Annotated in this window: 28 protein-coding genes; all 28 read right to left on the bottom strand. The window is 66.7% G+C overall.

Annotation, left to right across the window (positions count from 1 at the left end; translation table 11 throughout):
- Nucleotides 1-4: 4 nt before the first annotated feature.
- A complete protein-coding gene (locus ASE28_RS23955; protein WP_057268745.1) occupies nucleotides 5-661 on the bottom strand; it encodes a 2'-5' RNA ligase family protein in 657 nt (218 codons plus the stop codon).
- Between the two features lie 92 nt (nucleotides 662-753).
- The gene (locus ASE28_RS23960) at nucleotides 754-1,488 is read right to left on the bottom strand and encodes a siderophore-interacting protein (RefSeq protein WP_057268746.1); all 735 of its coding nucleotides are present in this window, start codon (nucleotides 1,486-1,488) and stop codon (nucleotides 754-756) included.
- A complete protein-coding gene (locus ASE28_RS23965) occupies nucleotides 1,475-2,131 on the bottom strand; it encodes an MSMEG_1061 family FMN-dependent PPOX-type flavoprotein (RefSeq protein ID WP_082608234.1) in 657 nt (218 codons plus the stop codon). The genes ASE28_RS23960 and ASE28_RS23965 overlap by 14 nt, the downstream gene beginning before the upstream one ends.
- Before the next feature lie 358 nt (nucleotides 2,132-2,489).
- Entirely contained in the window at nucleotides 2,490-3,080 is a 591-nt protein-coding gene (locus ASE28_RS23970) for a hypothetical protein (RefSeq protein WP_157422099.1), read from the bottom strand.
- 45 nt (nucleotides 3,081-3,125) lie between these two features.
- A complete protein-coding gene (locus ASE28_RS23975) occupies nucleotides 3,126-3,920 on the bottom strand; it encodes a DNA adenine methylase (RefSeq protein ID WP_057268748.1) in 795 nt (264 codons plus the stop codon).
- A complete protein-coding gene (locus ASE28_RS31620; RefSeq protein WP_082608226.1) occupies nucleotides 3,868-4,074 on the bottom strand; it encodes a Com family DNA-binding transcriptional regulator in 207 nt (68 codons plus the stop codon). Before ASE28_RS31620 ends, ASE28_RS23975 begins: the two co-directional genes overlap by 53 nt.
- A gap of 149 nt (nucleotides 4,075-4,223) precedes the next feature.
- The gene (locus ASE28_RS23980; RefSeq protein ID WP_057268749.1) at nucleotides 4,224-4,793 is read right to left on the bottom strand and encodes a hypothetical protein; all 570 of its coding nucleotides are present in this window, start codon (nucleotides 4,791-4,793) and stop codon (nucleotides 4,224-4,226) included.
- Nucleotides 4,793-5,320: a hypothetical protein gene (locus ASE28_RS23985; RefSeq protein ID WP_157422100.1), complete on the bottom strand. Its 528-nt coding sequence runs from the start codon at nucleotides 5,318-5,320 to the stop codon at nucleotides 4,793-4,795. The genes ASE28_RS23980 and ASE28_RS23985 overlap by 1 nt, the downstream gene beginning before the upstream one ends.
- Nucleotides 5,321-5,334: 14 nt before the next feature.
- Nucleotides 5,335-6,924 carry a hypothetical protein gene (locus ASE28_RS23990; RefSeq protein ID WP_057268751.1) on the bottom strand — a complete coding sequence of 530 codons (1,590 nt, stop codon included), beginning with the start codon at nucleotides 6,922-6,924 and terminating at the stop codon, nucleotides 5,335-5,337.
- A 9-nt stretch (nucleotides 6,925-6,933) separates the two neighbouring features.
- A complete protein-coding gene (locus ASE28_RS23995; RefSeq protein WP_157422101.1) occupies nucleotides 6,934-7,242 on the bottom strand; it encodes a hypothetical protein in 309 nt (102 codons plus the stop codon).
- A gap of 3 nt (nucleotides 7,243-7,245) precedes the next feature.
- The gene (locus tag ASE28_RS24000; RefSeq protein ID WP_057268753.1) at nucleotides 7,246-7,818 is read right to left on the bottom strand and encodes a hypothetical protein; all 573 of its coding nucleotides are present in this window, start codon (nucleotides 7,816-7,818) and stop codon (nucleotides 7,246-7,248) included.
- 2 nt (nucleotides 7,819-7,820) lie between these two features.
- Nucleotides 7,821-8,744: a hypothetical protein gene (locus ASE28_RS24005; protein ID WP_157422102.1), complete on the bottom strand. Its 924-nt coding sequence runs from the start codon at nucleotides 8,742-8,744 to the stop codon at nucleotides 7,821-7,823.
- Nucleotides 8,741-14,809: a tape measure protein gene (locus tag ASE28_RS24010; RefSeq protein ID WP_082608227.1), complete on the bottom strand. Its 6,069-nt coding sequence runs from the start codon at nucleotides 14,807-14,809 to the stop codon at nucleotides 8,741-8,743. Before ASE28_RS24010 ends, ASE28_RS24005 begins: the two co-directional genes overlap by 4 nt.
- A 6-nt stretch (nucleotides 14,810-14,815) precedes the next feature.
- Nucleotides 14,816-15,139, bottom strand: coding sequence for a DUF1799 domain-containing protein (locus ASE28_RS24015; RefSeq protein ID WP_057268756.1), 324 nt, complete (start codon nucleotides 15,137-15,139; stop codon nucleotides 14,816-14,818).
- 35 nt (nucleotides 15,140-15,174) lie between these two features.
- Nucleotides 15,175-15,624, bottom strand: a complete 450-nt coding sequence (locus ASE28_RS24020; RefSeq protein ID WP_057268757.1) for a hypothetical protein — start codon at nucleotides 15,622-15,624, stop codon at nucleotides 15,175-15,177.
- Between the two features lie 70 nt (nucleotides 15,625-15,694).
- The gene (locus ASE28_RS24025; protein ID WP_057268758.1) at nucleotides 15,695-16,621 is read right to left on the bottom strand and encodes a hypothetical protein; all 927 of its coding nucleotides are present in this window, start codon (nucleotides 16,619-16,621) and stop codon (nucleotides 15,695-15,697) included.
- Nucleotides 16,614-16,865 (bottom strand): hypothetical protein, encoded by a 252-nt coding sequence (locus ASE28_RS24030; RefSeq protein WP_057268759.1) that lies wholly within the window; start codon nucleotides 16,863-16,865, stop codon nucleotides 16,614-16,616. The genes ASE28_RS24025 and ASE28_RS24030 overlap by 8 nt, the downstream gene beginning before the upstream one ends.
- Nucleotides 16,862-17,278, bottom strand: coding sequence for a hypothetical protein (locus ASE28_RS24035; RefSeq protein ID WP_057268760.1), 417 nt, complete (start codon nucleotides 17,276-17,278; stop codon nucleotides 16,862-16,864). Before ASE28_RS24035 ends, ASE28_RS24030 begins: the two co-directional genes overlap by 4 nt.
- Nucleotides 17,279-17,287: 9 nt before the next feature.
- Nucleotides 17,288-17,827, bottom strand: a complete 540-nt coding sequence (locus tag ASE28_RS24040) for a DUF1320 domain-containing protein (protein WP_057268761.1) — start codon at nucleotides 17,825-17,827, stop codon at nucleotides 17,288-17,290.
- A gap of 8 nt (nucleotides 17,828-17,835) precedes the next feature.
- Nucleotides 17,836-18,009 carry a hypothetical protein gene (locus tag ASE28_RS24045; protein WP_157422103.1) on the bottom strand — a complete coding sequence of 58 codons (174 nt, stop codon included), beginning with the start codon at nucleotides 18,007-18,009 and terminating at the stop codon, nucleotides 17,836-17,838.
- Between the two features lie 121 nt (nucleotides 18,010-18,130).
- Complete coding sequence (locus ASE28_RS24050; RefSeq protein ID WP_057268763.1) at nucleotides 18,131-18,412, bottom strand: hypothetical protein; 282 nt, start codon at nucleotides 18,410-18,412, stop codon at nucleotides 18,131-18,133.
- A 53-nt stretch (nucleotides 18,413-18,465) separates the two neighbouring features.
- On the bottom strand, nucleotides 18,466-19,356 hold the full coding sequence (locus ASE28_RS24055) for a Mu-like prophage major head subunit gpT family protein (RefSeq protein WP_057268764.1): 891 nt from the start codon (nucleotides 19,354-19,356) through the stop codon (nucleotides 18,466-18,468).
- 37 nt (nucleotides 19,357-19,393) lie between these two features.
- Nucleotides 19,394-19,804, bottom strand: a complete 411-nt coding sequence (locus ASE28_RS24060; protein WP_057268765.1) for a hypothetical protein — start codon at nucleotides 19,802-19,804, stop codon at nucleotides 19,394-19,396.
- Nucleotides 19,805-19,844: 40 nt separating this feature from the next.
- Nucleotides 19,845-21,047, bottom strand: coding sequence for a phage protease (locus tag ASE28_RS24065; RefSeq protein ID WP_082608228.1), 1,203 nt, complete (start codon nucleotides 21,045-21,047; stop codon nucleotides 19,845-19,847).
- A 78-nt stretch (nucleotides 21,048-21,125) separates the two neighbouring features.
- Nucleotides 21,126-22,688 carry a P-loop ATPase, Sll1717 family gene (locus ASE28_RS24070; RefSeq protein ID WP_057268766.1) on the bottom strand — a complete coding sequence of 521 codons (1,563 nt, stop codon included), beginning with the start codon at nucleotides 22,686-22,688 and terminating at the stop codon, nucleotides 21,126-21,128.
- A 49-nt stretch (nucleotides 22,689-22,737) separates the two neighbouring features.
- Entirely contained in the window at nucleotides 22,738-23,292 is a 555-nt protein-coding gene (locus tag ASE28_RS24075) for a phage virion morphogenesis protein (RefSeq protein ID WP_057268767.1), read from the bottom strand.
- 119 nt (nucleotides 23,293-23,411) lie between these two features.
- Complete coding sequence (locus ASE28_RS24080; RefSeq protein WP_057268768.1) at nucleotides 23,412-24,650, bottom strand: PBECR2 nuclease fold domain-containing protein; 1,239 nt, start codon at nucleotides 24,648-24,650, stop codon at nucleotides 23,412-23,414.
- A 108-nt stretch (nucleotides 24,651-24,758) separates the two neighbouring features.
- Complete coding sequence (locus ASE28_RS24085) at nucleotides 24,759-26,387, bottom strand: DUF935 domain-containing protein (protein WP_057268769.1); 1,629 nt, start codon at nucleotides 26,385-26,387, stop codon at nucleotides 24,759-24,761.
- Nucleotide 26,388: the final 1 nt, after the last annotated feature.

The raw sequence follows: 26,388 nt of genomic DNA on the forward strand, positions 1-26,388 counted from the left end.
ACTCCTAGTGAAACCGGTGGTGGTCCAGCCGCCAGCGCCCCAGCACCCGGTAGGGGCCGCCCGAGCCCAGCCGGTTGTAGAGCAGCTGGAACTCGCGCACCGTCCAGCACAGCGGCTCCACGGGGTGCTCTGCCACGTCGCGGGGGCTGTAGTACAAGGTCATGTGGGGGGTGATGACCGGCGCGGCACGCACGGGGTGCGGGCCCGGCCAGGATGCTTGCAGCGCATCGTGCAGTGCCTGGTACAGCGCCAGAAAGCCGGCCACCCCTTCGCCGTCGCCGCACAGCACCTGCGGGCGATTGCCCCGGCGCCGGTGAAAGCTCAGGAAGCGGTCGAGCCGGATGTTGAAGGCCGGCATGTCCACCCCGCTTGCTGCACGCGCCGCCCACAGGGCCATGGCTTCAGAAAACTCTGCATGCCAATCCAGCGAGACCAGGGTCAGGTGCAGGCGCTCGGTGCGCACCTCGCTGCCGGCCAGTTGGTGGCGTGCGATCAGGTCGCGGCGCAGGCGGTCTGCACACCACGCGGCCGCAGGCTCGGCCAGCACCGCAAAGAAGAGGTGGTGGGGCCGCGCGCGCTGCTCTGGCGCGGGCCTGGAGGGCGGCCGGGAGGGACGTGGCTCGGCGGGTTCCACCCCTGGCAAGGACAGCTGGTGTGGCATGGCGTGGCTCCATGGACTGGTCACCACACTAGCGCTCGCGGGCCCGCTTGTCCAGTGCGGTGCAGGAACAGATGCAACCGTGCCATGGTCCCTCAGTCCATGCCGGCCTTTCCCGGCGCCCAGTACGCCTTGGACACGATGCGCGAGCCCGGCACGCCGCGCGCCTTGAGTGCCTGGCGTGCCTGCTGGATCGACTGCGCCCGGCCCGTGAGCACGAACAGCGTGCCGTCGCCGCTGCACTGCGACCAGAGTTCGCTGGCCGCCTGCATGCGCAGCGCCTCGTCGCGTCGCTCCACCAGCACTGCGGTCGCTACGCCCAGCGCCTGCAGCGCCAGTGCGGATTCAGCGCGGGACTCCACCTCGAACACGCAGCGGGGCCCCTCCCTGCCCGCCATGGCGGCCACCACAGCGGCGGCCAGACCGAACGAGGTTTCGTCGCCATGCAGCACCACCGGCCCCGCGAGATCACCCAGCGCCAGCGAGCGGTGCGGCCCGAAGACCTGGCAGGCATCGCCCACCTGCACGCGCCGCAGCCAGTCGCTGCCGGGACCGGCGCCGTGCGCATAGCCGAGCAGTCGCGTGCGCCCTCGCATCACATCGAACACGATGGGCGTGAAGGTGCGCGCCGTGAACGGCCCGGCCACCTTGACCTGCAGCTTGTGCCCAGGCGCCCAGGCCGCGCCCTTTAGCGCCTCGCCCTCCAGGTCGATGAGCCGAAAGCGCTCCGACACCTGCTGCACGGCAGCAACCCGCGTGTTGCGCAGCAGCAGCCGGTCGAAGGTGCGCTCCAGCAGGCCCGGCCTGCGCTCCTCCTCAGTAGAGGGCATGCCGCACCTCATGGTCATAGTGCGCGTTGATCTGCCACACCTGCTCGTCGCCGATCTGCGTGGTGGCACCACCCAGCCGCGTCAGCTCCGCCAGCATCTGCCCCACCGTGGGCACGCTGGCGCGGTCCACCTGCGAGGCCGGGGCCCACAGCTTGGCGCGGTTCACCGCCTTGCCGCAGTGCATGAGCACTTCGGTGATGGCCACCACGGTGGCAGTCTTGGGCGTGCGCCCCTGCTCCGCCAACTCGGCCAACAGCTCGGGGGCGGTGGACACCCTGCCGTGGCCGTTGATGCGCAGGAACACCTCCAGCCCCGGAAAGATGAAGAGCATGCCCACGCGGTCATCGCGCTCCAGGTTGCGCAGGGACTCGATGCGGTTGTTGCCGGGCCAGTCGGCAAAGGCCACCGTGTGTTCGTCGAGCACGTGCACGAAGCCCGGCGGCCCGCCGCGCGGCGAGGCATCGAGCCCCTGGGCGCTGCCCGTGGCCAGGCAGAAGAAGGTCGCGGCCTTGAGGTAGCTTTCGTGCGAACCGATGAGGCGGTCGAGCACCGCCTTCTGGATCATCTCGGACGGCGGCGAATACAGCGCATCGAGATCGGGGGCATCTGCCGCCACCGGCTCTGGCACAGGCGGCTCGACCAGGGCGCGCAACTGCGGGTCCCGCACCTCCAGCACGTCGAACAGCCCCAGCGCGCGCAGCGCCGGCGCCAATGCCCCGATGTCGTCCGCGGCGGCCGCGCGTGCCCCGGCGGATGCGCCGGGGTGTTGCAGCACCCGTGCATTGGCGAGGAAGGCCCCCACCGATCTCTTGCGGACGGTGACGCCGCCCACCTCCACTTCGTTGACATGGTGAAGCGCGGCGCGAAAACTCGACCGCTAGCGCTGCGATAAGTTTCCCTTGCTGCTGTTTCAACGAGCGTAAGGGAATTACAAGGGCGCCCAGAGCAGCGTCCTAGAAGCTATAGCCGGAGCTTGAAGCACCACCGCGACTGCCTGCGCCCTAGCGGTCTCCGTGCCAGCGCCAGGGCTTGACGATCCAGGTCCACCCCTTCAGGAATCGTGCTTCCGCTCTAGCTTGTAGCTTTGGCATTAGCAGGTCAGCGCGGGCCATGACCTCCTCAAGCGATTCAGCGGTTAGGCGGCACCGCAACTGAAATTCCACATCTGGCATGTCCTTGAAATGGCGATGCAAGATATCGACGGATATTGAGATCCCATTCAGCCTGGAATAGACATGAACCGTGTCTTCCACCAGCCCCACGCCAAGGAGGCCAACTTTTCCCACCGCCGCTTCCCAGACTGGCATCCCAGTCAACTCAATTGATCGGAAGCCCAGCGAATCCTTCTGCTTTGCAAGGCTCGCTTGTTCCCAGTCTTTCGCGGCATCGCGCACCGCATCAAACCCCTGACGGTACGCCCTCAGTTCGCCAAGAAGTGCCGCTGCCAATGCAGAACCATCCTTGAAACGCCTGAAGTTCTCTGCCACAAACTGCGTTAGATAGACGCCGAGGACGGCCACCAAGCCGCCCAACACAGCGGTGAACAATGCTCCTCCCAAAGCGAACGCTGCCGCGACCAGTGGATCTGTCATGGACCTCTCCTTCATTTTTTGCCGGGCTATGGTCGCACGAATTGCTTAGAACAGCCCTGCAGGCTCGGAAGTACGGTCCCAGCTGTAGATAACCAGTTCCCCCCGCTCCACCCGGTTGGCGCCGCCGCCCACGGTGTAGTCGATGCGCAGCTCCTCCATGTCGTAGGCGGCGAAGCACTGGCGGATGGCGGGGTGGTCGTTGATGCTGATCACGGCCTTGCCCTTTATGGTCTTGAGCCTGGCCGCCATCAGCTCGTACTGGGCCCAGGGGAATGGGACGCCATAGCCCTCGGTCTCCCAGTACGGGGGGTCGAGGTAGAACAGGGTGTGAGGGCGGTCGTAGCGGTCGACGCAGGCGGCCCAGTCGAGCTGCTCGATGTAGACGCCGTTCGCCAGGCGGAGGTGGGCGGCTGAGAGGTTCTCCTCGATGCGCAGCAAATTGATGCTGGGGGCGGTGGTGGCGGTACCCCAGGTCTGGCCGGACACGCGGCCGCCAAAGCTCTCCTGCTGGAGGTAGAAGAACCTGGCCGCGCGCTGGACGTCGGTCAGGGTCTCGGGGCGGGTCTCCTGCATCCATTTGAAGATCTGGCGGCTGGAGAGTGCCCACTTGAACTGGCGGACGAACTCCTCGAGGTGGTGGGTGACCACCCGGTACAGGTTGACCAGGTCGCCGTTGACGTCGTTGAGCACCTCGACCTCGGCGGGATGCCTGGTGAAGAACACCGCTGCGCCGCCCGCGAAGACCTCGACGTAGCAGCTGTGGGCGGGAAAGCGGCTGAGCAGCAGCTCAGCCAAGCGGCGTTTGCCGCCGATCCAGGGAATGATGGGGTTGGGGGCCATGAGAGGGTCCGTTTGGCGCTCTGTGGCGCTCGGGTGGGGGGCTCATGGCCCTCAATGTGTTGACAGCCCCGCAGCGGGGGCACTTGATGGTGAGGACGGTGTATTCGCCCTCGCCGAGCTTCTTGCGGCACTCGCCGCACCTTATTTCAGTCATTGCAAGCCGGTTTCTCTGGTTGAAACTTCCGATAGACTCGCCGCACTCTGTACAGGGTGGCGGGTCTTGCCGGGCTTGCAGGTCTACTCTGCGGGTTCGGGGCTCGGGCTGGTGTTAGCGCACCAGCACGGGTCGCCCGTCTTTTTTCTTCAGTAAGCCGCCTCCTCCCCTGCGGCCGCGAGCCACAGCAGCGAGCGGAAATGGCGGTCCTCGGCCGCGACGATCTGGTGCAGGGTGCATGGGTCCACGCGGTGGCCTTCAAGCTGGCCGCCTGCCTCGGTGCACACCTCAGAGCACGTGTCGCGCGAGGCCTTGTGGCGGAAGAGCCAGGCCACGAAGCCCAGGATCAGCTGCCAGTCGTACAGCGCCCCCTCCCGCCGCTTGAAATGCTGGGCGGCCGCCAGCGGATCGCGGCGGTACTTGACTAGGTCCCAATGGGCTGGGTCCAGCTTGATGCGCTTGAAGCGCACGCCCCCTCGGTGGCCAGGCCGGCGCGGCGACGTCGCCGGCAGGCGCTCCCAGGCCACGCTGCTGGCGCACCACAGGGCACCCGAGGCGTCTGGCTCGCAGGTGCCGTCGGGCATCAGGTGGTCCACGCCATCGCCGGGCTCGAACACCACCTCGTTGTGGCTGTAGTCGCCGTCCAGGCGCCAGCGGATCAGGCGGTTGGCGATGCCCTGCATGCCTGGGCGGATGGCTTTGTACGAGGCCAGCAGCATCACGCACCCCCTATGCCCAGCTGGGCGCGTACGGCGGCAACAAAGCCCGCCCAGGTAGCCATGGTCGCGGCCAGGCCGGCTGGCCCCAGCGCAGCCCGGGCTTGTTCCTTGCGCAGCAGGCGCTGCGCGCGGATCAGCTCCTGGGCGCCGCGCCACTGGGCAGCGACGGCCAGGACGTCATCGGCGGCGGCCTGGGCGGTCCAGCCCTTGGCGATGGCCCAGCTCTGGACCATGCCAGGCACAGGCGGCTCGTAGCCGGCATCGGCGAAGGTTTGCGCCTGGCGCTCAGCCATCTCGTACTCCGCCTGGCGAAGGCCGATGGCAGAACCGTAGATGGCGTCGACGTCGGCGTCGATGCGCGCCACGGCCGCCGCAATGGCTGCGGGCATGTCCACCAGCTGCAGGTCCCGGTCGGGATCGGCGTAGACCGTCTCCGAGGTTTCCCAGCCGCCCCTGTCGGTGCTGTAGGCCACAGGGCCGGTGCCGGTCACAACGGTGCTGCCGTCATTGGTTTGAAGCTGCCACATGATCACCTCCCCGGTCACGCCACGATGCCGAGGAGCACGGCAGACGTGCCCCCGGTGATGATGGCTTTGCAACCCACTGGCACCGACGAACGCCGGTCGAAGCTGGCGGCGGGCATGGTCTGGTTGGCGCGCCACCGGCCGGCGGTGGCAACGCTCACGGCCTGGCCGTCGCTGCCGGCCGTGATGGCCAGGCCCAGCAGCGATGCAGCCTGCGGCGCCAGGCGCCCATGCACGGACACGCCGGTGACGGCGGTAGAGCAAAAGGTGTAGGCCAGCAAGCCGCACGGCATCAACTCGGCCCACAGTCCGAAAGTGGTGGTGGTGGTCGCCTGCACGGTCAGCGCAGTGGCCTCGGCAGTCAGCGAGGCGTCCCATGCCATTGCCGAAACAGAGCCGGTACTGGATGAGTCGAAGTTGGTGTAGAAAAGCACGGGGCCAGTGGCGACGCGCTCGATCAGAAGCCCCTGGTTGCTGCCTGGGAGTGCTGTGGGCGCCGTCCCAGAAACCAACCGATTGCCGGCGTTGTCGTACTGCGCAATCAGGCCGTTAAAGGTTGCGATGTAGAAACCGCCGCCAGACTTGGCACGCGGCATGGTGTTGTTGGGACCCAAGCCTGAACCCAAGCCGGTGTTGTTGGTGACGGTGGCCAGAAACGTGCCGGCGCCGTCGTACAGGCGCACTGCAGACACTGTGCCTGTGGTCGGGTCCACCAGGGCCACGTTGCCATTGGAAAGCTCGATGGCGTAGTTTTCGGACAGCCCGGCGGTCAGGTTGGCGCTGCCTGTGAAAACGGTGGTCAGAGCACCCTGCAGCACGCCTGCCGCGTTGTACCGGGCGAACTTGTATGCAGCAGTCGCCGTGCTGCGGTAGTAGTAGACCCAGAAGCCACCAGCGGCCAGGGGCAGCACGCACACATAATCGGCGGCCACGGCGGCCTCCACGGTGGTCTCTGCCCCCTGCAACGCACCTGAGGCGTTGTACCGGCTGAAGAACATTCCGCCCGTGGCCGTCTTGTCATAAGCGAGCAGCAGATCGCCGTTGGCGAGCGCTGCAGCATTCCAGCGCGACATGGCGCCAGAGCCCAAGGTGGCCACAGTGATAGCCGCCGACACTACGGCGCCTGCATTGCTGTACACGGCCATTTTCAGCGCCGAGGTTTCCACCCAGCAAACAGCAAAGTTGTTGGCGCCGAGCTTGAACACCCGGAACACCGAGATGCTCGCCGCAGCCGTGACCGCAACGACTGCCACCTGGGCTTTGAGCGGGCTGTAGATTCGGCAAGTCAGTGCGTTGCTGGCGCTCGTGCCATCGCCCGCGTGCAGGCAAGCAACGTTGCCGTTGCCCAGCACAGCAAGCAGCCGGCCCGGCTGGACTGAACCGCCATAGTTGGTCGCTGCAACATGGGCTGTAGCGCCCAGGCCCGCCAGCGCAGTGACGCCCGTCCCGGTGTTCTGCGCCGCCAGAGACAGGCCGTCCACGGCGCGCCGGCCAGCGCCCGAGGCCTCCACGCGCACGTAGTCGCCCACGGTGACCGCGTCGCCCGTGATGGTGACGGCCAGGGGTTCGTGCAGCGCGGCTGCGGTCGTTGTGATGTTGCGTCCCATGGATGCTCCTTACTCCTCGAAACCGAAAGCCACGGCCGACACGCTGGCGGCCGAGGATTGAACGACCAGGTACTGCCCCGGACCGACCACGATGGCCGCCCGCTCCAGCACGCCAGCGGTGGGCAGATAAGCGTCGTACTCCAGCCACTCGGCTGCGGTGGGTGCTGCCGTAGCGGCCAGCGCCAGGCGCACCAGCGCACCGCTCGCGTTCCTGTTGACCACTGAAACGGTGACGGTCCCAGTGGCGCCCGTGGGGTTGTAGAGGGTGGTGTTTGTGTTGGCGGCGAGGTCCGCCGCGCCCAATCGTCCGTTGGCCATATGTCAGGCTCCTGCGTAGTAGAAAAGCTTGTTGCGTGGGAATCGGGCCGGTGGGCCGCTGACAGCCACGGTCCACTGCGAATAGGTGCCCGCGCCCTCTGTATGGGACACAAACACCTCGATGTCGCCGGTGGCGTTGTCATAGAACTGGATGCGCCCGTACATCACCTGGCCGCCGGGCGCGCTGATGGTCACGAACATGCCCGCACGCAGGTTCTTGTCGGCCTCGATCAGGAAAGCCGGCTCGCCCTGGGCGACGGTCATGCTGGTGGTGCTGGTGGCCAGGGTGCCTGGTGCGTTGATTGCGGTGATCGCGGCCGCCTGCGCGTCTTCTCTGGCAGCGACCGCCGTTACTGCGGCGGGCACTGCCACTTGGGCGGCAAGGTAGGACGCCTGGGCGTTGTGGTGGACGTTGGCGTTGGCTGCGTTCTGCAGGGGCACCTGCGCCACCACCTCGGCCACGTGCACGTCCGCCCGTTCGGCGAAGTTCACGGGGTTGGTGAGACTCGGGGGCGTCGACAGCGCCGGCAGCGCCGTGGGCTCAACAGGGGCGATCAGGTCGGAGAGTCCTGGCATGGTCACATTTCCTCGATTTCAAGGTCGGCAGAGGCGTACAGCTTGTTGCTGGGCCGGATGGGGAAGCGGCGGTAGATGCCGTACAGAAGGAACGCTTCGGCATAGGGGCTGTTGGGGTAGCGGGTCCACCCTGCCCAGAGCGCCGGCACGGCGTTGAGCTGCTCGCGCAGCCTGAGCATGCGGGGGACATTGGCCGCGTCGATCCGCACTCGCAGGTTGGCCTTGGGCACCGAGCGGCGGGCGATCAGCGTCACGTCGGGGGTCAGGGCGCCGTCGAAGTCGCGCTCGATGCGGCTGAAGTTGAGGGCGTCGTTCTCGGGGTTCCACTCCACTTCGCCCACGTTCACGCCCATGCCCACGGACAGCCGGCCGCAGGAGGCCACGCCCGAGGCGGGCTCGATGGTCACGGTGATCTTGGCGTCGCGGAACGGCGGCAGGTCCCACACCACCAGGCTGGGGCGCTGCTCGGGGTCGCCAGTGAAGTACTCGTACCAGTTCTGTACGGTGTGCTGGATCAGGCTCTGCTCGCGCTCGGTGATCAGCGTGGAGCCCTGGTGGACCTGGATCTTGGCCCGCGAGCCCACCAGGTTGAGTAGGCCCAAACTGTCGGCGCGCTGCCCGGGCTGCAGCACCACCGTGAGGGGCCCGCCCGACACCGTGGTCTGCGTAGACCTCAGGTGGTCGAACATGGCCCATTTGTTGGTGGGCCGGATGGCTTTCCAGTTGGCCGGGTCCAACTCGGGAGCCGTGGCCGTCGTGCCGGCAGTAATGCGGCGGTACACCAGGTGCGTTTCCACACGGTGGCACAGGTCGTCCTTGGCCCAGGCGGTGGCTGCAGCCCACACGGGCGATGGATCTTCCAGAGCCACTGTGGTGGACAGCAACATGGCCGGCGTGACGGTGAGGGATGGGAGGACGCGCATCATGATGTGGTCACCGAGAGCTTGAGTTCGCCCCGTGCTGCGGCTTCCATGACATCGCGCGTGCGACGGGCGGCATCGCGGGTCTGCAGGGCTGCGTCCGTGAGGGAGCCGATACCAGCGCCGAGCTGGTCGACGCTGCGGCCGAGGGTGGTGATGACCGAGGAGACTGCCGCCTCGCCGGCTGCACTGCCGCCCGACTGCTGCAGGCGCGCGCTGATGGCTTGTGCCCCCGTCCACATGCCGGGGTTGGCGTCGGGGTTGTACTTCTTGGGAACGACGCGCTCGCCCTCGTGAATCAGGGCCAGCATGTCGTGGGGCACGTAGTTGGTGCCGACGTCCAGCGAGGCCAGGCCGTTGGCCTTCGCCCAGTCGTTGATGGTGGTGGTGTTGCTGCCAGTCCACTCGGCCAGCATGGCGGCGGTGACGCCGTGGGCCTTGGCGATGTCGTACAGGTCCTTGGCCTGGCCGGCGTTGACCATGTCTATAGCCGCAGCGCCCAGGTCGGCGGCCAGGTAAGGCAGTCCCGTGCTGCCGGCGTAGAAGATGCCGCTGCTGCTGTCGTACTGGGCTCCGTTGGGGCCGTCGAGCACCGTTCGGGGCTTCGTGGCGCCGGGCTTGGTCGCCCCGCCCGGCGTCGCGACCGCAGCAGGCGCACCCTGATAGGGTGCGAGCTGGGCCAGGGCCGATGCAAAGTTGGCGGTGGCCTTGTCAATGTTCTTCAGCGAAAGGTCCATGCCGCGCGCCACGGCGAGCTGTTCCTCGGCGTTGCGCAGCTGGTCATCCAGTGCCTTGAGGCTCCTGTCGGTGCTCTGCTGGATGGCATCGATCTCCTCCTCCAGCAGCTTGGCCTGGTCCTCGGTCGCCTGCAGGTGGCGCTCGGCCACAGACTTTTGGCGCATGCCGAGCTGCTCGAGCTGGGCCAACTGGTTGGCCTGGTCGAGTTGGGCGATCTCCCAGTCGACGGCCGAGGCATAGCGCTGCTGGTCGTCGTTGGTGACCGATTCCAGGGCGCGGGACAGGGCATCAGCGTCAGGCATGGCGCCTGTGGCATTGGCGGCGACCAGGGCGTCAGCAATGAAGCGGCGGGCGGCGGCGAGGTCCTGCAGCTTGGTGCTTTCGACCTGGCCGCGCAGTGAACGCACAGCGCTGGCAAGCGTCTCGGTCATGGACGTGAGCGTCGACACAGCCTCGCTAGCAGCCTCGTGGGCTTTCTGCTGGGCTTGGCCCTCCTTGGTGAGGGCGTCGATGCGGGCCTGGGCGGCCTCGCTGATGGCGGTTTTCTGGGCGTCGATGGCGTTGCTCAGCACGCCCAATGCGGTGTCGGCCGCCGCTTCCTTGAGGTCGGACAGCGACGCGGCTGCTCGCAGCAGCGCCAGGCGGGTCGCGTCGGAGGTGGTGCCCATGGCGTGCACAGCCATCACCGCGCCCGCGATCTGGTCCTTGGAGGCACCGGCCAGCGCTGCGGCCGACACGTTGATGCCGGCGTCGGCCAGGCCGGCGCTCACGCCCTCATAAGCGAGCGCCTGGCGCTGCGCCGGGGTGCGGTACCGGTCGAGCACGGCCGGGGCTTCTGCAGCCACCTGCACGCGCGCCTCGGCGGCTTTGACCTGGTCCCACAGAGCGCGGTTGCTTTCATGGATGGCGTTGCGCTCCTTTTCGAGGAGCTGCACGCGGGTCATGGTCAGGGCGTCGAGCTGGTCCTGCAGGCCCTTGCGCTCGTCGGCAATGCGTTTGGCCTCGTCTGCTGCCTCGCGCTGCGCCTGGGTGCCATCCTTGGTCGCATCGGTATTGTCTTTGACGGCCTGGGTGTACTTCGGCACGTAGGTCAGGGCGGCGCCCGCGCTGCCCAGGGCACCGCCCACGCCGGTGCGGATCTGCTCCAGGGCCGCCTGGAAGCGCGGATCGTTAAACAGCGTGTTGAGGGCTGCGGCCTGCTCCGTCGCGCGCTGGATCACCCGGTCGATGGACTCCTGGCTCAGCAGCTCCGAAAGAGATGCCCCCGTGGTGATGGCGTCCAGCATCGGAGTGACGATGCCCTGGTTGACCGTGTCGAAGATCTTGCCCGCTGCATCGGTGTACAGGCTCTGCTCGACGCTGGCCACCAGGGTATCGGCAACGGCCTGGCCCGCCCCGGTTGCATCGCCTTTGGCAAGGCCTTCGGCGAACTGCTGCACCAGCTCGTCGCGAGAGGTGCCCACAGCCTCCAGCATCGCATTGGGATAGGCGGCCACGTCCTTGAGCAACTGCTCCAGTACCTTGGCGGTCTCATCCCCCGAAGTGTCGGCCGCCGCAATGATGCGGTTCGCCCATGCGGGCAGCTCTTTGGAGGATGCCTTGAACGTGTCGATGGTGGCATCGCTGATGGCGTCCAGGTATTGCTTCCAGCCCTCGTCACCATTGGCGAATTCCTTGGGCGCCCACTTGCTTGTCTGGGTGTCTTTCCAGTCAAGCACCTTGTTGCCAGCGGAGTCATCCACGCGGAAGCTTCCCCAGGCGCCGTCCTTGCTGATGTCGTCGGCAAAGGCCGTCTGCACCTTGAAGCCGGACTTCAGACCGAAAGCATCAAAAAAGCCGTCCAGCGTGCCGCCCACCGCCTTGGCGACCTCGTTGATAGCGGGCTGCGCGCTGGCCGCGTACTCGCGCGGGTCACCCATGTTGAAGCGGTCATAGGTGTAGTTTTCGCGGCCGCCGACCACCGTGCCGTTCTGGTAGATCGCGCCGGCTCCGGTGTGCGCTGTGGCTTGTATCCCCAGCTTCGACGCAATTTTGCCGATCAGGGCGCCGCCCGTGATGATGTTGGCCGAGCGCTCGCTGAATCCGATCTTCTCGAAGAAGCCGGTGAGCTTGTTCATCTGGGGAAAGATGAGCCCGTAGCTCTTGCGAATCGTGCTGTCCTCCAGGCGGTAGCCCTGGTCATAGGCGCTGCCCGACGCCATCATGCCCATGATGATTGCGCCAATGATGGGGACCATCTTCAAGCCAGCGCTGATCAAGGTAGGCGCGGTGGTGGCGGCGCCTCCTTCCGCAGCCGCAGCGGCCAACGTGCCCGCAGGCAGCGCAGGCGCGGTGCCTGGCGCCATGGCCGCCGCCGCATTGACAGCAGAAGTAGCAGAGGTGCCGAATGCGCCATTGGTAGCCAACAAGCCGTTGAGGCCCGTGCCCGTCGCATTGGCGTACACCGTGCCCGCCACGTTTGCCGAGGACATGCTGCCGCTCAACCACTGAGAGCCGAGCTGCCAAGCGGTCTTGCCAGCGCTGAGAAGGTTGACCGCTCCGGATGCCGTGCCAAGCGCACCCATGCCACCACCACCACCGCCGCCACCGGCCGCACCCATGATGGTCGCCAGGATGCCGCCCAGGCCCTCCATCACAGGCGTGAGCACGATCTCCCAGGCCTTGCGCTTGAGCATGTTGGTGATGTAGTTTTTCAGGCTGTCACCGCCCTGCATGGCGGCGTTGACCAGGCCCTGGGTGTACTGGTCCGTGGCGCGCTGCAGTTCGGCCTGCGCCTCCACCCCGGCCTTGCGGGCTGCGTTGGTGGTGTCGTTGCTGCCGATCTGGGCGGCCAGGCGGCGCCGGGCCTCGATCTCCTGGGTGGCCTGATTCCAGCCGTCGCTGCCCTCGTAGTACTTCGCCGCGCGCTGCTCTTCCAGGCGGGCGATGGTCACCAGCTCGATGGCCTGGGCGAGGCTGATGTTCTTGGCGGCGGCAAGGTCGGCCGCCTTCTGCTCATCGGCAAGCGAAGTGATGCGCTGCTCGATGCTGGCCAGGTTCTCGCGCTGGGCGGTCTGCTGCTGCTCCATCCACTGTTCGATGCCTTGAGTCTCCTGGCGGCGCGCCTGCATGCGCGCCTGGGCTGCGCGGGCCTGCAGCTCGGTCAGCTTGTCCTGGTAGTCGGACTCGATGGTCAGCTCGTTCTGAGCCAGCTTCGCCAGCTCCTGGCCGTACTTTTCCCGGGCCTTGGCCTTGTCGGCGGCCGACGCCTTGGAGGTTTCCACCGCTTCCAGTTCCAGCTCCACGATGGCCATCTGGTCGGTGTTGGCGTTGAGGGCCATCTGGCGCCGCTGGGCGTAGTACTGTGCCTCGCTGACCAGGCCGGCCTGGTGCTGGGCTTCGAGTTGCTTCGCCGCCCGGTCTGCGATGCCTGCGGCTTCCGTTTGCAGCTGCTCCAGCTCGGCGATCTCGGCGGAAATGGCCAGCTTGGCCGCAGACGGGCCTGTGCCCTTGTTGGCGTGCTTGGCCTTGATGGCGTCGGTGTCCGCCTTGTACTGCGCATCACTGACCTTGCCCTTGAACTCGGCGTCATAGGCCTTGAGCGCCTGGGCCATCTTGTCAGCCTGGTCCTTGTAGTCCGCCATGAACTTCTCGCGGGCTTCACGCGTCTTGTTCTTGGCGTCCTCGGTCATTGCATCCGCGAGGTCGGTGTACCGCTGGAAGGCCTGCCCCATTGCAACGCCTGCGCTCTTCAACAGGTCGGAACGGGCCGCAGCGGGCAGATTTGCAAACTGGCCCTCACCGTTCACGATGGATTGATAGCGGTTATAGGCGTCCGTGTACTGCTTCGCTGCATCCAGGGAGGTTTGATCCTCTGACTTGGGCAAAGGTGCGCCCGACAGGCGGTTTCGCTCGCGCAGCTTGGCGATCTGGGCGTCGATGCGTTTGATGATCTCCTCGTGGGACTCAGCCACCTGGGCTTGAACGGCCTTCTCGCTACTGGTGCCGGCCGCCTTCCAGGCAACCCATGCGGTGGCGGCAATACCCAGCGCGGTCACCACCAGCCCGATGGGGCCGCCGAGGGCCCCGGTGGCAACGTTCAGGGCGGTGGTGGCCGCCGCCGCCACGGTGGCCGAGCGGGAAATGGCGATGTAGGCGGTCGCAACCAGGCCGGCAGCAACCACTGCTGTGTCCATGTTGCGGGCTACGACGAGAAGCCCTTCCGCGAAGCCGCGGCTGATGCCGTTGGCCTGGTCGAACACGCCAATGGTCTGCATCAGGCTGTTGCTGATGACGGTGAAGGCCTGGCCGATGGTGGCGGGCAGCTGTGCGAACTCGCTGTCGATCTTGCCTTTCATGCGCTCAAGCGCGACGAAGATGGCGTCGGTGGTGATCTGGCCTTGCTCGGCCATGGCCTTGAGCGCGCCGACTGGCTTGCCGAGGCCTTCAGCAAGCGCCTGGGCCAGGCGGGGTGCCTGCTCCAACACGCTGTTGAGTTCGTCGCCGCGTAACGTTCCCGCCTGCAGTCCCTGCCCGAACTGCACCATTGCCGCCGATGCGCTGGCCGCGCTGCCGCCCGACAGCGTCATCGACTTGGACAAGGTCTCAGTGACGCCGAGCACCCGCTGCTGGCTGAAGCCCAGCTCTGCTCCTGCCTTGGACAGCACACCGTAGGTTTCCGCAAGACCGGTTACGTCCACACGCGCCTCGGCCGCGATGCGGGTCACCCCGGCCAGGCCGACCTGCGCGCTGCCGAGGCCTTGGCTTGCAAGGCCGATGCGTGCGGTCAGGTTTGTCCACCCATCCGCCAGCCCGGTGAGCTTGTTCACAGCAAACGCGCCGGCGGCAGCCTGGCCGAGGCGCAGCAGGTTGCCGTTGAGCCCATCCACCGCGCTGGTGGCCTTGCTGGCGCTTGAGGAGACTGCACCGCCCAGCTGCTCGGCCTGGCGGCTGGCGGCAAGCAATGCAGCGCCCGTGGCGCCCGCTGCAGCGGTGGTGGACGCAAGGGAAGTCCGAGACTGGTCCAACTGGCGGCCGAAGCCGGCCACGGCGGCCTGGGAGTTCTTGAACTGCGCTGCGACGCCCTGGAGCTGTTGCGGGATGACGCTGACTGCGCTGCTGGCCTGGCTGGCCGATTTGGCGGCCTGGTCGAGCGCCGAGGCGGCAGAGGTTGCACTGCCCGCAGCGGCACCAACGGCCTTCAACTGCCCGGCGACCGCGCCCAGGCTTGAGGACGCAGCCGTCGCGCTGGTGGACACCTGGGCGCTGAATGCCTGGTGCTCGGCGCCCGTGGCCTTGAGGTCGGCCACGTACTCGCCGCGCTCAAGCCGGAGAACAACCTTGACTTCTGACATGCCGCCCTATCTGTCGTTGAGAATCTCTGCCGCCTCGTCTTCGAGGACCTGGACCTGGGAGCGCACCGTGCGCCAGTCCTTGCGGGGCACCCCTTGAATGCGGAAGCTGGACTCCACTGCGGTGGCTTCCAGCCCTTGGAAATACACCCCACCCTGGCCGGCGATCACGCGCCACTGGCGGCCGCAATCGAGGAACACTTCCCAGGCCTGCTGGTGCTCGGGCCACAGCTCGAAATCACCCGTGGCGTTCTCGTCGCTGGTGGCGCTGGCGGTGGCCGCCAGGCGGGCCCCTTCTGCATCCACCCCCAGCAGCGCGAAGTCCGCCTCCATCTCCTCGCTGCTGGCCTGGCGCCTGCTGCCGCCCGTCAGGTGGTGGCGGGCAGCGCCTCGGAGTTTTTTTCCGCGTCCTTGAGCACCTGATCGGGATTGCGGTTCTTGAGGTACGAACGCGCAAAGGCGGTGTCCATGCCTGCGTAGTCGGCAAACAGCTGGTCGCGCGTCGCGGGGGTATAGGGAACGCTGCCGCCATGCGCGTCAGTCATGCCCTCCCAGTCCACCAGTACCTGGTTGACCAGCTCGGCGTCTGTGATGGCCGGCACGAACTCGGGAACAGGCTTCTTCGCAACCATGGCATCCACCTGGGCCTGCAGGCGCTCCTGGTTCAGGTGCAGGCGCTTGTCCAGGGCTTTGGATTCCTCGGTGTTGAGGCGCTTGAAGCGGGCCTTGAACTTGAACTCGCTCGGCTGGCCGGGCTCGTCGGGCAGCACCAGAAAGCAGTCCGCCCAGAATGCGGGCTTGCCAATGACTACGGACATGGATGGGTCTCCTTGGATGAAACGGGTTTGCAGGGAATGAAAGAAGAAGGCGGCCGGGGCCGCCTGGTGGTCAGACGGTGATGACCAGCTCGTCGTTGCCGGCGTCGCTCGGGATGAAGCGCAGCGGCAGCGTGACCATCTGGATGCCGTCCGCCTCCGCGAAGGTGGGCTTGCCGATCTGGGCCCGGGCCGCCTCGACCTTCACGGTGTTGGTGGCGGCCAGGCCGTGCACCAGCTCGAAGGGCACGGTCTTGTTCACCATGCCGACCCAGTCCTGGGTGCTTGCCAAGGTGTCGCGGATGGTGATCGAGCCCACAGACTTGCGGCCGGTGATCTCGGTCTCGTCGACCTCGGTCAAGTCTTGCTTGACCACCTCATTGCCCAGGTCGACGGTGAAGGCGTTGCAGGCCCAGTACGCGCTGTCCAGCTTGATGCGGGTGTTGGCCTTGTTCACGCCCAGCGGCAGCATGAATGCGGCCGTGTTCTGCGTGGGCATGGTGGGCACGGTCTCCACCGGTACGAAGGCCCCCGTGAACTCGAAATTCATCCACGGCAGCTGCTTGCCCGAGCCTTCGATCTTGCAGGTGCCGGCAGCGCCGGGCATCTTGTAGACGTTGCGGCCGACCACGGCATACAGCGACAGGCTCTCGATGGCATCGTCCACCGGCTCGAAGACGGTGTCCGTGCCCACGGTGTTGGTCACGCTCATGGCGCAGCCGCGCAGCAGCTTGGAGTAGCCGGGAATGGCACCGGCAGTGCCCACGCCGGCAAAACCCACGCGGAAGGCCATCTTGCGGTACTGGGTGACCAGCACGGACTCGACGGAACCAAAGTGCGCGCGCACGATGTCGTAGTCCACCTCATCGCCCTCAATGGGCGTGATGGTGACGTTGCTGACCTCAAGGGCGTCGGCCGCCACAGGGACCACAAAGGTGCCCTTGACGGTTTCGATGGCGGCCAGGACGGCCATCTTGCGCAAACGGATGACATCAGCCATTGGTGCTTTCTCCTTCGGTGGTGGTGCCGGCGTCCGTCAGGGGAACGCGTACGCCGTTGACACGGGTGTAGGCGCCGCCGCGACCGTGGTGCTGGTCGGGCGCTTTGGCCTGGCTGGCCGGCGCGGACTGAACCACGGTTCCGGCGCTATCGGCAGGGGCGGCAGCTGCGGTGCTGGTCTGCGCCCCGTCCGGGTGGGTGGAATTGGTGGCCGCAGGTGTTTGCTTGCCATTGGTTTTGCTCACGGGGTGCTCCTGTAGTAGCTCTTCACAAAAAACTCATCGGCCCACCACAGCTGGCCGGGTTTGAGGTCGACCAGCTCGCCGCCCAGGAACAGTACGGGCTCGCCCAGTTCCTCATCGGGCTCCCAACCCACCAGGGCTGCGCGGGTCTGGCGGCGGCACTCGACCAGGCCGGGCACGCCGGGCACGGGCTTGGGATGCACGACCTGGATCACGGCAAAGACCTGGTGCAGTTCTTGGTCGACGTCGCCCGTGTGGCGCATCTCGGCGCCGCGCTCGGACATCGGCACCACGAAGGCGGCCGGCGTTGCGCCCCGAAACTCCTGCATGACCTGTTCCAGACCCGCAGCAGAGTCGAGCAGCCGGAAGGCGGTGCTCTCGGCCTTGAGGCGGTCGAGGAAGGGCTGGACGTCCATGGCGGGCGATCAGCGGAAGGCGCGCAGCTCGCTGCGGCCGAAAACATTGGGAGCGCCATCAAAGCGCACGTCGGTGCTGCTGCCGGCGCCGGCACTTGTGGACGGGTCCTCTGCGCCCAGCTTGAGCTTGCCCTGGGCGACCTGGCCGAGCAGCCGCAGCGCGTCGCGGTAGTCGCGCACGACGGGGTCTTTGGACTCCTCGGACACGCGGTTGCGGTTGAGCAGGTAGCGGCTGATGGCGCGGGCCCAGGCGGTGAGCATGGTCTTGCCGGCGCTGCCCGACGACAGGTCCAGCGGCAGCGCGTAGCCGCCCTGGGCCAGGTGGCCATCGATCAGTGCGCCGGCTTCGGCCACGGCGTCCTGGACGCGGGCCAGCGCCGCATCAGCCCCCGCGACCTGGTCGGGCGCCCACGCGCTGCGGTCGGTGCCGCGCAGCGTGGCGTCCATGAGCGCGACTTCGACCAGGGGTTGCCCGTCGCTGCTGGCGACCTGGGACAGCTCCTGGGCGCCGGGGCGCTCGGCCAGTTCGAGGGGGGTGATGTAGGGCATGGGGCAGTTCAGGCAGTGCGGGCGGGGGCAGCGGCGCGCAGGCGTTGCGCCAGGTTGGCCATGCCTGCCTGGCTGACCACCAGGCGGGCGCCCTGGCGGGCTTGCGGCTGCGCTGGCACGCGCTCGGCGGCCGATGGATCACGCCAGCGCTGCTGGCCGAATGCGAGGAGCTTCTTTTTCATGGCGGGATCCAAGGTTGGGTTGATCAAACAGGCCGGGGCTTTCCTGCAGTGGTCCCGTTGTCCAGCCCCGGCGAGAGAGGTTGGCGGGGTGGGCGGCGCCCTTCGCTTCGCTGGTGGGAGTTCAGTCCTGCGCCTGGCTGGCGCCTTCGGCCGGCAGGTCGACCAGGTGGGTGACCAGGGCGGGCTCGGTGGTGAGGGCCCCGTATTGCTGGTCGTCCAGATCGGCCAGCGGGATGACGTCGCCCTCGGGGTTGTCGAAGGCGTAGCCCGCGCGACGGAAGCCCGGTCGCTTGGGCACCACCTTGAGGCCCTGGGCCTTGTCGGCCGTGGGTTTGGTGACGGGGACTGCAGTTGGCGCCTTGGCGGCCTGGCCGCGCTTGGTGGTGGTCTTGGTGGTTGCCATGGGTGATGGGCTCCGTTGGGTGGTGATGGGGCGACAGGCCTGGTCGGGTCAGGTCAGATCAGCCAGGGGCAGACGACGACCTTGGACAGGTTGCGCATGACGTTGGTGGCGCCGTTGGCCAGGCGCTCGGCCTGCACGACTTCCAGGGCCTCCTGCTCCAGGCTCGGTGGCACCCACAGCTCGGTGCTGCGGATCGCCAGCGGCTTGCCGTTGTCGCCCACCAGGCTCTGGTGCGCGGCGCGGGCGTCGGCGTAGGAGGTGGTGCTGAGCGTTTCCTTACTGCCGTAGCCCAGCTGCCACAGGCCCAGGCCCACGTTGCCCCGGCCGTCGGCACCCCAGACGAACTCGTTCTGCTTGAAGACGTTCTCGTCGCTCAGGTTGGTCTTGGACTGGAAGGCGTAGTCGCGGCGCTTCTGGTAGATCAGGGGCTTGAGCACCTTGGACGTGTCGAACAGGTACCAGGCCGTGCCGCTGCCGCCCTGGAAGTTGCTCACGCTGACCTGCTTGCCGGGCGGGCCCACGGGGTGGTCGGTGTCGAAGAAGTACTGGCCGTCGTAGCACGGGGTGGTGAAGGCGGCCTTGAGCAGGCTGAACACCAGCTCGTCGGGGTGCTCGGCGGCGTCCTGGCCCAACTGCTGGATGACGGGCTTGTAGATGCCGTAGTGGTCGTCTTCGATCTCGTCGCGGGTGACCGTGACGGTGTTTTCCCAGGTCTTGTTCTTGACCGCGTAGTCGTGCTGGGCCAGGTTCTGGTACTGGCGCTCGCCGATCCACTCGCGGAACTTGGTGAACTTGCCCAGCCAGGCGTACTTCTGCTCGGCCGTGGCGCTGGGCACTAGGGTGGCGATCTGGCCCCACATGGGCTGGGCGCCGCCCAGGCCGATCTGGAAGGCCGCGCTGAACGACTGGTTCAGGATGGAAAGGTTGGCTGCATTGAGGATCATTGCGTGCTCTCGGAAGTTGGGGGGTGCTGCGGGCGGGTCAGGCGAAGTTGACCCAGACGCCGTCGGCGTCCACGTCGGCCACCTGGCCGGCCACGCTGCGCGTGTTGCTGCCGTTGGTCTTGGCGACGGTCTGGTCGTCGACGATGAAGCAGTCGGCGCCCACGTCGGCCAGGGTGATGGCGTCACCCGAGGCGCTGTTGGCGAACTGGTGCCAGCCCTTGCGCAGCGGCACGCGGATGGCGCCAGCGGCGCCGCCCGTGTTGTCTGCCCGGGCCTCGGCCACGCCGGCCGCCTTGAGGGTGGTGGAGGTGGCCCCGGGCACGGCGTAGCCCGCCGCGTTGATGGCCACGAGGGCCCCGGCGTAGATCAGGGTGGCGGCCGCGACGGGCGGCTCCATCTGCTTGCCGTCGCGGCGCAGGGTGTTGCGGTCTTTGGCGAGTGCTGCCATGGGTGGTGCTCCTGGGAAGTGAGGGACTGGGCCGGCCTGGTCAGGCGGCGGCTGCGACGGCGGTGGCGCCGGCCTTGTACTGCTCGGGCGTCAGGCCCATGGCAGAGCACACGGCCAGTTCGGGGGCGCTCAGCTGGGCGTCGCCCTTGGCAAGGCCACCAGGTGGCAGGCCACCCGTCTGGGTGCCGGCCAGGGCCGCGATGGGCTGGGCTGCGGCCAGGTAGGCGCTGAGCTGGACGATGCTGGTCTTGCCCAGGTCGCGGGCCCAGGTCTCCATGGCGGGCAGCAGCCGGCCGTCCTGCAGCGCCTTGCCGACCAGGCTGTCGACGTCGGCCTGCTGCTGGCGGGCCGTGAGCGCGGTGATGTTGGTGCGCAGCGCGTCCACCACGGCGATGGGCACGTACTTGGCCGGGTCGGGGGCGCCGGTGCCGGCAGTGCGCAGGCTGGTGCAGGCGGCCGTGACGGCATCAGGGGAGGCATCGGCTGGCAGGGCGAGGGCCGAGCAGGCGGCAACAGCGCGGCCCTGCAGGGCGGTCAGCGGGCCGAGGGCCGTGAGCGCCGTGATGGCGTTGGCTTCGGTGGTGGTCTCGGGCAGGCCGAGGGAGGCCAGCAAGGCCTTGAGCAATGGGTTCACGAATGGCTCCTGTTGGGGCGGGACGATGAATGCGGCCGTGGCGGCCGCGAGGAGGGAAAGCGGCTCCATGCCGTGGATGGCCGGGGCGTTGGTGAGCGCGCCCATGTGCAGGGCCAGCACCTGGCCGGTGGCCTTGGAGTACTCGAAGACGGGCGAGAAGTAGAGGTACTCGCCGTTGGCGATGTAGTCCTGGGCGCGCTGGGTCAGCTCGGCGACCGCAAACAGGCCCTTGCCGTCGATCCAGCGCAGCTCACGGAACCAGCCTGCAGCGGGCGCGGGCTGGCCGTTGGCGGCCTTGTTGAGGGTCTGGTGCTCATAGTCCAGCACCAGTGGCTGGCTGGCGGTTGCTGCGGCAAAGCGCTGGATGACGGCCTGGGCGCTGGCCGCGTCGATGTTCCATGGCGGCGAATCCATCTCGCGGCCGTCGCTGGGCGCGAAGCTGCCGGACGGGGTTACCTGCAGGAGGATCTGGCCGCCCTGCAGGCGGGTCTTGGCGGGCACCTGGTAGGTACAGGCCTGGATGGCCACGGCCGTGGCCGCAGCGAGGGCCGAGCACACGGCGATGCCGGTGCGGCCGAGGCGGTTACAGGAGGTGGTGCGCTGATGCATGCCGCAATGGTCTGCGGCGAAGCGCTGCGGGTCTTGTTCCCGCGTCCACTATTTGGGAGATCGCGTCTCCCGGTGTGCTTACCTTCCCGGCAGCGGGCCCGCGTCTTCCCGCTTCCGCGACTCTGTCAGATTGAGCCCTCGCACAAGACCGTCATGAACCTTGTACTCTTCAGACTCGACAAAACCCTGAGTGGGATAGAAACATTTGAACTTCCATTCTTGATTGGTACCAAGGCGAAATCCAATGACCGAATTCTCGAAAAGAAATTTCAGGTGCTCGCTCAGGGAAGAGGGCTCGATGCTCTGATCGATCTTCTTAAGTTCGCGCTCAAGATCTTCGCGAACGAAATTTGTCGAACCATTGTGCTGGAGCGCCTGGAACAGCTTTTCAATGATGGGGCGCTGCACCTTCCACTCGTCGAGCAACTCTTCCTTGAGCCATTCCGAATATGCGGGTTCAGCTCTGTAGATGGCCTCGCATTCCAACAGCGGGTAGCTTGTCACTTCGTCGGAGAAGGGGTCTTTAGCCTCCTCTTTCATGGTCTGCACCGTTTTGTTCAGCAAAGAGATCAGATCTCTCGGCCGCATCATTGTCCGACGAAGTAAGTACTTGGAAGGCTTCAGACCCTGGCGCATTTCTGAGCGGTCGAAAAGCGCGTCAATTTCCGCAACCGGCAAGGCACCACGCGCTGAGGCGAAGTAATTGACTCTTCGCATGATCAAGTGCGAGATCGTCTCTCGGTTCCAGTGAAGAAGAGCGCCGCAATCTTCCCTGAGTTTGTTTTTATCGTTGAGACTAAGGGTCTCGAAAATGTCCTCCCGAAGAAAGACGATTGGACGGAGCATGCCCCCATACTGCGAGTTGACGGAATCGCTCGCAGAAACCAGTCCGGCGATCACTTTTCTTGACAGATCGAACGAGTCAGCGTCCCATGCCTCGTCCACGCGATCGAAACAAATGAAGACTGTTGGCCAAGAACCGCGGGTACTGGACAACGCTCTATCGAGGGACGAAATCAAGTTGTCGATATTTTCTGAGAGCTTCGCCCGAAGAGAATCGTCGCCTTTCACTTCGTCGAACGACACCTCGCCAACATCGGCGGCCAGTCCTTCGACGCCATCAGTGGAAAGGTCCAGCCCCGCGCTTGGCAACTTCAACTTTGCGATGGACAGGAGTTTGGCACCCACTACAGCAAGAAGACCTGGGATCGCATCTCCATAGATCTTCTTCACCAATTTCATTGCATTCGCGATTGGCTTAGGACGGGAAAGACCACTCGACTCATACCACCCGTCGATGGCGAGAAGGCTTTGGACAAGAATGACAAAGCGCCACGAATGCTTGTATCGCAAGGACTCGGCCTTTGTATTGTCCGAAAGCAGTGAGTGGATGTTCCAGTTGTAGTCGTCGAACGACAGCGCCACCGTCAAATGGGGGGCCTTAACGAACTTGCCGCTGTTAGCCGTGAAGTGGCGGAACACTGCAGTCTTTCCTGCGCCCTTCCGACCCAGCACCAAAAACGACGTAGGGCTGCCACTGACCTTGTCCAAAACACCATTGTCAAAGAAGTAACTGGACAGCAATGCATCGCGCTCAGCTGCCACAGTTCCAAACTCGATCCAGTCCAGTATCGACGTCATCTTTCGCCCCCGTCTTCGTTTTGAAGGGCACAGCATAGCGCGTCAGCTCCTACCCGCGCCCTGCTACCCAATCCAAGATGACTTGCCGGATCTCCTGATCATCCGCCTGGCTGATGCCCAGGTACGGCCGCGCTGGCATCACCACCTGGTGCTTACCGATGCTGACCTGGCGCTCGGTGGCGCGCTTTTGCTTGCGGCTGGCAAACAGCGTGCGGCCGGCCACGCTGCGATATCGCACGGTGGACTGGCGCGCCGGCATGTCGATGGTGCCCCCGAGCTGGTGGATCGCGGCGTAGGCCAGGTTGGCGCCCACGTCGACCGAGCTGTCGCTGGTGACCTGGTGGCGGATGCCGCTGCGCAGGTAGCCGCGCAGGGTGAGCACCTTGTCCTGGTTGTACTTTTTGCGCCTGGCGTAACGCGCTTTCAGCGGTTGCCACGGCGTGCCGTCCGGCGCGGTTTGGGTCTTGAAGCGGTCTTGCGTGGACGCCTGCAGGTACTCGCCGAGGCGGTTCATGATGTCGCTGCCGGGCGGCTGCGCCTGGCGGGCGAGCATGTCCAGGACCTCGCGGTCGTTGACCTCTGCAGTAATGCGGGTTCCTGCCATGGCTTCGATCTCCTACAATTGCGGCAACATCAGGCGAGACGGCCGCGCCAGGCCCACCGACCCTTGCCCAGATGGGGGCCAGCACTTGGCGCAGTGCTGGCTCTGTCGTTTCTGGGTCATCACTCCACCAGGCGCTGGTACAGCAGCACGCCGATGCGCCACTCGTCCTCGGGCTGTGAGACGCCGTGGAAGGTGGTGACACCGCTCCACCCGTCGGCCCCCAGCTCGAACACGGCCAGGGCCGGCGTCTCCTGCCCCTCGACGGGAAAGCGCGCCACGTAGCGGCGCCGCACCACGGCCTTGGCTTGGCTGTGCAGCCACTCCACTCGCGCCCAGATCTCGTCGGGGTCGACCAGCGCCCGGGCGAGCAGGCGCATGTACTGCTCGCGGCCGCGCTTGGTGACCTTGAGATTGCCCCGCGCGTCCCGAAACAGCTCCTCGCCCACCACCAGGCGCTCGCCGATGGGATCGCGCACGATGGCCGGAGCGCCTGGCTGCACGCCCAGGGTCTGCAGGTAGGCACCGACATACTCACGCTCGGTCAGGCCCTGGGGCAACAGCTCGGACGCCGGCAGCGGCCGGGGCGGCGGTAGCGGATCGAGCGGGCGGCGGTTTGGCAGGCCGGGCCCGCCCGCGCTGCCGTGCAGGGGCGGGTCGGGCCGCTCGGGCGGTATGGCGCTGCGCAGGCGTGCGCTACCGGGGGAATACTCAAACCCCGGGTCGATGCCCTCGGGCACCCGCACGGTGCGCGGACCGATGGCGCTGCGCTGGCCGATGACACGCTCCACCAGGTTGATCTCGGGCGCCTGGTCGGGCCCGGACTTGCCCAGGCGCTGCAGGTCGCGTGGCCACAGCCCCCGCACCTTGCAGTGGCACCCCCAGCCGTTGGGCGGGAAGTGGGTTTGCCAGAACGGATTGCCCTGCTCCAGCACCAGACCGTCCCAGCTCTGGTGCTCGGGCCGGGGGGTCTGCACCCAGTCCTGGTGGTCGTACTGCCACAGCGGCGCCGCCTGCAGCTGTTGCCAGCGCCCGGCCGCGTAGCTGGTGGCGAGGTTGGTGTCGTAGATGACGCGGCTGCGCCAGTTGCGGCCGCCGTTGTAGTCCCACCCATGCTTGGCGACGATGCTGTCGAAGTCTTTGCGGAAATCCTCCAACGTGGCGCCGTCGTCGATGGCCTTGGCGACGGCCGCGCGGAAGTCGGTGACGATGGCGTCGCGGTTGGCCCCGGCGACCACGAATGCCCAGTCATGCTCCCGGGTGTAGATGTCGGTCCAGCCGTCGGTCGGCAGGTTGACCTTGCGACGGAAAAATTCCGATTGCTCGGCGAAGGGCAGAGATCCGTGGGCAGCTTGGGACATTGAAAGGGCCGACGAGGCGTTTATAAACGGCGAGAAGCCGGGGAAGGCGGCGCCGACGTCCGAAGGCCGCACCCCTGGGGGTCAGGGGCCTTGTCGGCGGGCAGGATTTCAGCGGGGGGATGCGGCTTCATCGAGCACGTCCGACCGGCCTGCGAGCTGGGCCGCGCGCAGAGCCTCGGCCATGAGGGTGGCGTACTGGTCGAGCGTCATGCCGGGCAGCAGCTGCTCCAGGCCATCGCGGATGGCTTCGAGCGACGTGGCGCTCTCCACCAGGTTGCGGATGGGCTCGATCCAGGCCTGCAGGGCCGGGGCCATGTTGCGGGCCAGCTGCGGCTGCATGAGCACGGGCGGCGGGAGGTCGACGCCAGCACCGGGCAGCGTTGCCGTCGCGGCCGCCTGGCCCACGGGTGGCGGTGGCGGGGTTGGTGGTACCGGTGCGCCTGCAGGCGGTTCTGGGGGCGGTGGTGGGGCTGGTGCACCGAGCACTGCCTCGCCAGCCTGGGCCTGGGGAATGCCCAGCTTCTCGTGCGCCCAGGCCACCGTGGGCCGCACGCCGACTGCCACCAGCTTGGGCAATGCGTCGGCGTACGCCGTGAGGTCTTCGGGTTCCTGGGCGTTGAGCTGCATGCGTGGGGCGCGGCGCAGGCCACCAGGCGCCAGGCCATTGAGGGCGGCCATGGGGTAGACCAGGTCGCGCGACAGCGTGGTGTTGGCCTGGCGCACGTCGCCGTCGCGCAGATCCTTGCGCACCTCGTTATGCACGTTGCCCAGGGCGTTGGTGCTGCTCTTGCCATCGGCGCCGCTGGTGAGGGTGCCGCCCAGGATGACCTTGGACTGAGTGCGCTCGCACCAGCTGATCATCAGCTCGAAGGCGGCCGGGTCGCCCGTGGCCGCGTCGAGAAAGTCCAGCTCCATGCCTTCGGGGATGATGCCGGCCGCGTTGTGGCCGATGCCCACTAGGGCGCGCAGCAGCGTTGCTTTGTCCTTCTCGCTGGCGCTGGATGGGTACTTGCCCAGGCGCAGCGGGATGCCGTAGATCTCCAGGAACTCGGCCAGGTCGCCCACCGAGTAGTTTTTGAAGAGGTATGGCCAGACCAGGGTGCGGAACAGTGAGGCGCGCTCCAGGTAGCCGCTCTTGGCCTTATGAACATGGGTGATCCAGCCGAAGGGCTGCAGCGGGTCGCCCACGGCGCCTTCGACCACATTGTTGGTGCGCAGGCGCAGTTCCTGCCGGTAGCCCCGGTGCAGGGTGAACCAGCTTTGGGGGCGGTGGGTGATGGTTTTGGGGAGCCAGTAGCGCTCGACCCGGTGCCATTCGATTTCCAGGCACGCATAGCCCTTGCCGATGGCGTCGGTCAGGTCGAACACCATGTCCTCGAAGTCGGGGATCTCCAGCATCATTTCGCTCAACTGGTCGGTCGCCTTCTGCTCGGCGGCGCTGGCGTTGACGGGCGCGGCCAGCTCCCAGTCCAGCACGCAGGCGCGGCGGCGCTTGCTCATCTCGCTTGCGATGTGGCCGTCCTTCTCTTCCATGTCCTCGAACAGCTCGAACTGGCTGATGAGGTCGCCTTCCTCTGCCTGGTCGAGGATGCGCGCCAGGCGCGAGGGCGTCAGGCCGCGCGTGGGGTGCCGCTGCAGCTCGCGCTGCAGGTGGGTGAGCCGCGAGGTCTGCGGCTCTGCCAGGTCGGGCGTGGTGATGGGCTGGCCGTCTGGGCCGAGGATGCGTGAAGTAGCCATG

The organism is Acidovorax sp. Root219 (genome assembly GCF_001428665.1).
Lineage (GTDB): Bacteria > Pseudomonadota > Gammaproteobacteria > Burkholderiales > Burkholderiaceae_C > Acidovorax.